Origin of the sequence: Paracoccus sp. PAMC 22219 (assembly GCF_000787695.1) — a bacterium.
Lineage (GTDB): Bacteria > Pseudomonadota > Alphaproteobacteria > Rhodobacterales > Rhodobacteraceae > Paracoccus.
This window is the reverse complement of the sequence record NZ_BBPH01000197.1, coordinates 1-5834: the sequence shown is the minus strand read 5'-3', so window position 1 is coordinate 5834 and position 5834 is coordinate 1. Positions and strand designations below refer to the sequence as shown.

Below are 5834 nucleotides of genomic sequence, written 5' to 3'. Positions count from 1 at the left end.
CGCGCGGGGTTGATGTAGATGTTCTGCCCCTGGATGCCGATCGCGGCGAAGGCACCATCGGCGATGGACGGTTCGGTCCAGCCCGGCCACCACATGTAACCATAGTCGATCGTCTCGCCGCCTGTCAGTTCGTGCGGCAGACCGGCGGTTTCCGTCCAGCCGTCGGGGAGGATGGGGCTGCCGTCGATCATCCCGCCCTCCAGGAAGAACTGCCCGAAGCGGGCGAAATCGCGCAGGGTGGCGGACAGGCCGCTTCCGCCGATCTCGACCCCGTCGGGGCTGTCCAGCCACCAGTTGGCGTCGGCCTCCATCCCGTAGTTGCCAGATCTTTTCCGCCAGATAGTCCGCCAGCGGCTTGCCGACCGCGCCATGGACGACCTCGCCCAGAACCTGCGTCTCTCCGGTGGAGTAGGTGTGATGGGTGCCTGGTTCGTGGGCGCGGGGCAGGGCGGCCATCACCTCCATCGCGGCGCCGGGGCGCTGTTCGATCTGGGCGCGCAGCAGGTCGCGCCGGTCGGAGGCGGGGTCGGTGTAGGTCTCGTTCCATTCGACGCCCGACGCCATCAGCAGGATGTCGCGGATGCTGACCCCGTCATAGGCGCTGCCAGCCAATGCGGGGACATAGTCGACGACCAAGTCGTCCAGACCATCGATATGGCCATCGACGATCGCGGCGCCTACCAGGGTGGAGGTGATGGATTTGGCCACCGACATCGACATCCAGCGCGTGTCCGGCGTGTTGCCGCGCTGATAGGTCTCAAAGACGACCGTGCCGTCCTTCAGCACGATCATCCCGGTGACATTGTCCAGCGACAGGAAGTCGTAGAGGTCGTAGGTCGCGTCGTCGACCTGATAGGTGACCATACTTGCCAGATCGACCGGAGCCTCCGGCAGCGCCTTGGGGCTGTCGCTTGCCGGGATTGTCCGGGTCGGGAACAGGCGGTCGATGTTGCGGAAGGTGCTGACGGCCAGGTCCGGCGTCAGGTGGCCGTCATAGACGTCCTCGATGGTGCCGATGCGTTCGTCCGCATGCGGATAGGCTTGGGCGTGCAGGGCGCCAGGCAGGGCCAGGCACGCGCCGCCCAAGGCCAGCAGGATACGCATCCGATAAAGCGGGCTGTGGGTCATGCCGTCCTCCATCCGTTCCGCCCATGTGACGATTATTCCAGCAAGCGTGCAAGGGGTCGCCCTTACCAGGCAAGTCGCCGGGCAACTGGCCCTGAACAAACTCCTCGAACGACCTTCTTCCTGCCCGGCGGAAGGTGGCTCCTGCCTCTCTCCGTGCAGTTGGCGTCTGACGGCATGTGATCGGGCGGGCCTCTCTTTCATCTTCGGTGGCGGCCGGCCCATACTTCCTTCAGGTCGGATATGGCGCTATCGGGGACCGCTCCGCATCACCGGTGGGGGCAATGGACCAGGTCCCCGATATCCTGCCCTAACAGAATGAGGACCGCATGACCCGTTGGACTGACATCACCCTGATCTTTGCGACAGCAATCGTCCTGTCCTGGCTGGGCTGGAAGGTGATCGATCGCGTGGCGATCGCGATGGTCGCGAAACGCAACGATTTCTGGCGCCCGCTGCTGGCACGGTCGCGCGGTCCGGTGCAGTTGGCGCTGATCATCGTGTCCCTGACGATCGCGGTCCGGATCGCACCCCTGACGCCGGAGGAGGCGGTCACGGTCCGTCATGTCCTGCTGCTGTGCTTCATCGCTTGCGTCACGCTGGTGGCGCTTTCCGCGCTGCGGATCTGGGTGGCGATCCACCTGCGCAGGTTCCGCGTGGACGTGGAGGACAACCTTCTGGCGCGCAAGCATGTGACGCAATCCAGGATCTTGCAGCAGGTCGGCACCGTGCTGATCATCGCGGTCGGCGTCAGCGCGGCGCTGATGTCCTTTGACGGCGTGCGGCAATACGGGGTCAGCCTGCTGGCATCGGCGGGGGCTGCGGGCCTTGTTGCCGGTCTTGCGCTGCAGCCGGTGCTGCGCAACCTGTTCGCCGGCATCCAGCTGGCGATCACGCAACCCATCCGCATCGACGACGCGGTGATCGTCGAGGGAGAGTGGGGCAATATCGAGGAGATCGGCGGAACCTATGTGGTGGTGCGCATCTGGGACAAGCGTCGCCTGGTGGTGCCGCTGAGCTATTTCATGGAGCAGCCCTTTCAGAACTGGACGCGCAAGGACGCTTCGCTGATCGGCGTGGTGATGCTGTATGTCGACTATGCCGTCGACATCCCCGAACTGCGAGCCGAGGCAGACCGGATCGTTCGCGCGTCCACCCTGTGGGACAACGACGTCTTTGCCTTGCAGGTGACCGATTTCCGCGAGACGGTCACCGAGGTGCGTGTGCTGGCCAGCGCCCGCAATTCCGGCCGCGCCTTCGATCTGCGCTGCGAGATCCGCGAAAAGCTGCTGGCCTATCTGCAGGTCAGCCAGCCCCATGCCATGCCGCGCCGCAGGGAAACCATCGACCTTCAGCAGGCAAAGGCCGACTGACCGGAAATCCGTCTGCCGGGCCGCTGTCCGCGTCGGGTGCGGTATAGGCGCACCTCGTCGTTCCGCGACGGTTCATCATCCTGCGAACCGCGGAAGACAGCGCTTCGCGCGGGGTTCACCCGCTTCCGGCAAGGGCCCTGGATTCGGCCCGGATGCGCACCGTCAGCACGCAGGCGTTCAGGATGGTGAAGACGACCGCGACGCCCCACAGGCCCAAGACCATCGGCGCCACGACGATCTCGGCGATGACGACGGCGTAGTTGGGGTGAGACAGCCAGCGATAGGGCCCCCGGGCGACCAGGGGCGCGTCCAGCACGATGATCCGCGTGGTCCAGCGCGGACCAAGGCCGGCCAGCACCCAGACCCGCAGCCCCTGCAGGACGACGAACGCGGCAAGCCAACCATGATGGACCGGGTTCGACCACCCCCAGATGCAGATCGCCAGCAGCCAGGCCGCGTGCATCGCCACGATCAGCGGATAATGCGCGGCGCCGTGTTCGACCGCGCCTGGGCCATCAGGCGGCGGGTGTTGCGGCCCGCGATGAGCAATTCTGCCCCGCGCTGCAGCAGCAGGAAAGCGATGAAGGCCAGGGATGCGGCGTGACCCTCCATCTCAATGCACCGTGATCGGCAGGACCGACAGCGTGAAGCCCGGGCCAAGCGCCAAGGCCAGCAGCGACCCGCGGGCCCCTTGGCGCAGCACCTGTTCCAGAACGAACAGGACGGTCGGGGCGGACATGTTGCCGTTCTGCGCCAGGACCTGGCGCTCGACGTCCAGCGACCCTTCGGGCAGGGACAGCGTGGTTTCCAGCGCGGTGATGACCTTGGCGCCGCCCGGATGGCAGACATGGCGGTCGACCGGATGGTCCGGGACCAGGCTGTCCAGCGCCGTCCGCAGCTCGGCCTCGGCAAAGGCGGGGATCGATCGGTCGAAGATCACGCCCAGCCCGGTTTCCTCGACCGTCCAGCCCATGATGCCCAAGGTGTCGGGCCACATGTGCTGACGTCCCCGGCCGATCCGGGGCCGCGCGTCGTCGGCCACATCGCCTGCGCGCAGGACGACGGCAGCAGCGCCGTCACCGAACAGCGCGGTGGCGATGATGTCGGCCTTGGCCAGGCGGTCCAGCCGGAACAGGACCGTGCAGGTCTCGACCGCGACCATCAGGACCACGGCGCCGGGGCGGGCGGTCGCCAGATCGGCGGCGATGGACAGGCCCGACACGCCCCCCGCGCAGCCCAGGCCAAAGACCGGAACGCGCATCGCATCCGCGCGGAACCCCATGTCCCGCGCCGTCAGCGCCTCCAGCGTGGGCGTCACGATCCCGGTCGAGGATACGGTGACGATGATGTCCACCTGATCCGCCCGCAGCCCCGCCTGATCCAGCGCCAGGGTGGCCGCGTCCCGAAACAGCGCCGCGGCCCCGTCAGCATAGGCGCGCGTGCGGTCCACCCAGCCATGCGGATGCCGGAACCAGTCCAGCGGCACGACGGAATGCCGCGTGTCGATCCCGGCGTTCAGGAAGGCGGGCGCCAGCCGGTCGAACTGGGAAAAGCGCGAGTGCAGCAGCGCGCGCGATTCCGTCAGGATGCCGTCCAGGCGCAGCAGGTTGGGTGGCACGGCCGTGGCGATGGCAAGCAGCCGCGGTCTGTCGTTATCGGTCAAAGGGGTCATGCGGGGCCTGTCACCATGGTTGGGGGCACGACCAAAGCGGACAGGCGCACCAGGGATGCAGCGGGTTCATCCATGCAACGCGCAGCGGGTGCAAAAGGTGCCCGGCCTGCGCAAGTGTCGCAGCAGGCCGGGCCGAAACACCTAGCGCAGGACGTAATCGACCTGCGACCCGTCCTCGGCCATGAAGCGGACATGGACCAGCGTCGCGCCCGCATACCACAGGTCGCGCTGCAGCCCGCCGCGCAGGGCGTAATGCGTGGCCGGCACGGCGCCCGACCCGGTCATGACGCTTTCCGTGCCAAGGTTGCTGACGCTGATCGGGTCCGTGCTGCCGTCGATGGTATTCAGGACCTGCGTCGCACCCACCAGATCGGCGTTCCACAGGCTGGCCGGGATCAGCGATGTGGCGCCCACCCGGATGTCATGCGGCGTGCCGTTGTCATCCGTGCGCGACGTCAGGCTGGCCAGTTGGCCGCCGCGCCACGTCTCGGTGCTGGCTTGGGAAAAGCGATAGGCGCTGACGCCGATCACCGGCACCTTGACCTTCACGTCGGTGGCGATGTCGACGGTAACATCGTTGCCCGATCCGCGGAAGGTGACGACATAGTCGCCGATGTCGCGGTCCTTGCGGATCACGTCAAAGGCCAGTCGCCCCGATGCGGGCACGCTGGCCGCGGGGGCGGCCATCGCGCCGGGGGCCACGGCCAGGGCGGTCAGCAGCGAAAGCAGGCGGGTCATGTGCGGTGTCATGTCAGATCGTTCCCATGCCGATGAACAGGTTGCGGTTGGCGTCGGCGATGGCGCGGCGGCCATGCATGACGCGGGTGTTGTCCAGGATGGCGATGTCGCCGTCCTGCCAGTTGATCTCGTGCGTGACCTCCTCGGCCAGGGCGCGGATCTGTTCGATCTCGGCCGGGGACACCTCGGTCCCGTCGGCCATGGCATAGCGCGGCGGCTGATAGTTGTGCGACGGTCCCAGGACCGCGTTGGCAAAGCCGCGCGTCTCTCCGCCCAGCACCGATGGCCGCACCGGGTCCAGCGTCAGGCGATAGGTCAGCGATCCGTCCTGGTGCAGGGCGAAATCCTGGTCGGGGATGGCCGCCTTGAACTGCAGCACATGCTCCATCGTCACCTGTGCCGGGTCCGTAATCGCCGGGTGCTCGTTGGCCAGGTACCGTTTCCACAGCGCCTCGGGCAGGACGCGTTCGACGGTCATGCGCTGCGACCAGCGGGCCTTTTGCGCGTCGTCGAACCGGTCCCAGACCGCGCGCCCGTCGCAGATGGTGGTCTGCGACCCCTCGAAGGCCGCGGTCTGGGCGAAGAAGGTGACGATATCGGGGCAGCGGGGGGTGTTGCCGTTCTCGATATGCAGGCCGATGGGGCCCAGGCCCGCGTCGACCATCTGCGTCGTGTCGGTGGTGTGGCTGCGCGCCGGATCGAAGGTCACGCGGCGGCACAGCGTCGTCACCACGCCGGAAAACGCGTGCATGTCGGGGTCAAAACCGCGCAGCAGGGTCCAGCCGTCGCGGGCCAGGTCGTCCCTGATGGTGGCCAGCAGGCCGGGATCGGTCAGCCCGCCCGTATGGTCGCGGTGGCGCAGGATGTTATAGCTCATGGTCGTCCTCATCGGTCAGGAAGGAAGGTCGCGGGCGGCGGCGATGACC

General features: G+C 67.2%; 7 protein-coding genes. 1 reads left to right on the top strand and 6 read right to left on the bottom strand.

The window, feature by feature from the left end:
* Positions 1 to 1128: serine hydrolase (locus TY51_RS18130; protein WP_197054830.1), on the bottom strand; the 1128-nt coding region annotated here is incomplete at its 3' end.
* A 326-nt stretch (positions 1129 to 1454) separates the two neighbouring features.
* Between TY51_RS18130 and TY51_RS18125 the strand changes: the two genes are divergently transcribed.
* Positions 1455 to 2498: a mechanosensitive ion channel family protein gene (locus TY51_RS18125; RefSeq protein WP_042252345.1), complete on the top strand. Its 1044-nt coding sequence runs from the start codon at positions 1455 to 1457 to the stop codon at positions 2496 to 2498.
* 115 nt (positions 2499 to 2613) lie between these two features.
* On the opposite strand, the gene TY51_RS18120 is transcribed toward TY51_RS18125, so the two are convergent.
* The 5 genes from TY51_RS18120 to TY51_RS18105 form a co-directional block, all read right to left on the bottom strand.
* The gene (locus TY51_RS18120; RefSeq protein ID WP_231559135.1) at positions 2614 to 2961 is read right to left on the bottom strand and encodes an isoprenylcysteine carboxylmethyltransferase family protein; all 348 of its coding nucleotides are present in this window, start codon (positions 2959 to 2961) and stop codon (positions 2614 to 2616) included.
* An 8-nt stretch (positions 2962 to 2969) separates the two neighbouring features.
* Positions 2970 to 3110 carry a hypothetical protein gene (locus TY51_RS23730; protein WP_231559134.1) on the bottom strand — a complete coding sequence of 47 codons (141 nt, stop codon included), beginning with the start codon at positions 3108 to 3110 and terminating at the stop codon, positions 2970 to 2972.
* 1 nt (position 3111) lies between these two features.
* Positions 3112 to 4170: a type III polyketide synthase gene (locus TY51_RS18115; protein WP_042252343.1), complete on the bottom strand. Its 1059-nt coding sequence runs from the start codon at positions 4168 to 4170 to the stop codon at positions 3112 to 3114.
* A gap of 141 nt (positions 4171 to 4311) precedes the next feature.
* Positions 4312 to 4908: a DUF6134 family protein gene (locus tag TY51_RS18110; RefSeq protein ID WP_042252341.1), complete on the bottom strand. Its 597-nt coding sequence runs from the start codon at positions 4906 to 4908 to the stop codon at positions 4312 to 4314.
* Between the two features lie 13 nt (positions 4909 to 4921).
* Positions 4922 to 5785, bottom strand: coding sequence for a TauD/TfdA family dioxygenase (locus TY51_RS18105; RefSeq protein ID WP_052650445.1), 864 nt, complete (start codon positions 5783 to 5785; stop codon positions 4922 to 4924).
* Positions 5786 to 5834: the final 49 nt, after the last annotated feature.